This is a genomic window from Streptomyces sp. SID3343 (assembly GCF_009865215.1).
Lineage (GTDB): Bacteria > Actinomycetota > Actinomycetes > Streptomycetales > Streptomycetaceae > Embleya.
Map to the genome: position 1 here is coordinate 1 of NZ_WWJX01000590.1, position 1463 is coordinate 1463.

At 72.5% G+C, this 1463-nt stretch carries 1 protein-coding gene and 1 riboswitch; the gene reads left to right on the top strand.

Annotated features, from left to right (window positions below):
- The first annotated feature begins 386 nt into the window (after window positions 1-386).
- Window positions 387-523, top strand: a riboswitch (cobalamin riboswitch).
- A gap of 188 nt (window positions 524-711) precedes the next feature.
- Window positions 712-1463 (top strand): fibronectin type III domain-containing protein (locus tag GT354_RS18055; protein WP_161357332.1); only part of this gene is annotated, 752 nt, incomplete at its 3' end.

Consider the following 1463-nt stretch of genomic DNA (forward strand, 5'->3'; position numbering starts at 1 on the left):
GCTTGGGGGCTTGGGGGGCTTCGACGGCTTCGACGGCTTCGACGGCTTCGACGGCTTCGACGGCTTCGACGGCTTCGAGAACGGTACCGAGGTTTTCGGCCTCCTTGGGCGAACCGCTGCCGCTCCGAAGGTGGTTGCCCCGTACCCGGCAACGACGACTCGACGCCGCGGCAGGCGAACCGGCATCGGTTTCGCGGACGTGTCCGCCGCCGGGCCGCGCTGTGGGAGCGGCCCCCGCGGGCGTCCGAGACCCACCGCGACGGACCGCCCGAAGACTGCGCCCGCGACTGTTCCACGGTTCGCCGCCATCCGCGGATGTGGCCGAAACACGCCGTTGCCGCCCCCGCGGCGAGTGTGCGACCGTGACTGCGTTCGGCTCGGCGGCGATGCCGCGGGGCCGAGTGAGTGACGCTGTTCCGTGGGGGAAGCCGGTCGAATCCCGGCACTGTCCCGCAACCGTAGGCACCCCGTCGTCCTTGGCGGAGTGCGAGTCGGATTGCCCGCGGTCCGGTGTATTTCGTCAAGATCCGTCGTGGACTGCGGACAGCGAAGAGCCCGTACGACCGGCTGTCCCGGTCCGACGGTCGCTTCCTCTGCCACGTCGTCGTGGGGGGAAGGGATACGGCCTTGGGCACGTCCGCCAGACATGCGGCAACGGCGCGAACACCGCAAAGACGTCCTACCGGCCGTCACGCTGCGACGACGACCGCGGTGCTGACCGCAATCCTCGTGCTGCTGGGACTCGTGCCCACCCTTCCCGCGAACGCCGCCACTGCGCCCGCCTGTTCGGTAGGGGATCGGGCCGGCCTGGTGGTGGACTTCGGCACCGTCGACGACCCCATCGGCGGGCCCCGTCCCGCCCCGTCGGTGACGTGGAGTTGCGTATCGCCGCTGCGGCCCGCGGGGAGTCCTGCGGTCAGTGGCCTGGACCTGTTGGCGCGGACCGGACACGCCCTGCGGTTCGACGGCAGCGGCCTGGTGTGCTCCATCGACGGCTACCCCGCACAGGGTTGCGCCGAGACCCAGCCGGGCGGCTTGATCCGCTACTGGTCCTACTGGCTGCACGAGCCGTCGAAAGGCCCGGGCTGGGTGTACGCGGGCATCGGCCCGTCCGGCCGGCGCCCCACCGACGGTGCCATGGACGGCTGGCGGTACGTCGAGACGAAGCAGGGCGACGTCACCCCGCAGCCCCGCCAGGCACCGGACTGGCCCGTCGTCTGCTGCACCCCGCCGCCGGTCGGCCTGCCGCAACCACCCGCGAGGGTCGACGCACGCGCCGGTCTCGCCTCCGCCACCGTGTCGTGGCCTGCCTCGACCGGGCCCAACCCGGTGACCGGCTACATCGTCGAGACCTCGCCGGGCGGCACCCGCACACGGCCGGCCGCCGGCGCCACCTCCGCCACGATCGGCGACCTGACACCCGGTCGCCCCTACACGTTCACCGTCCGCGCCCTCAACGGCGC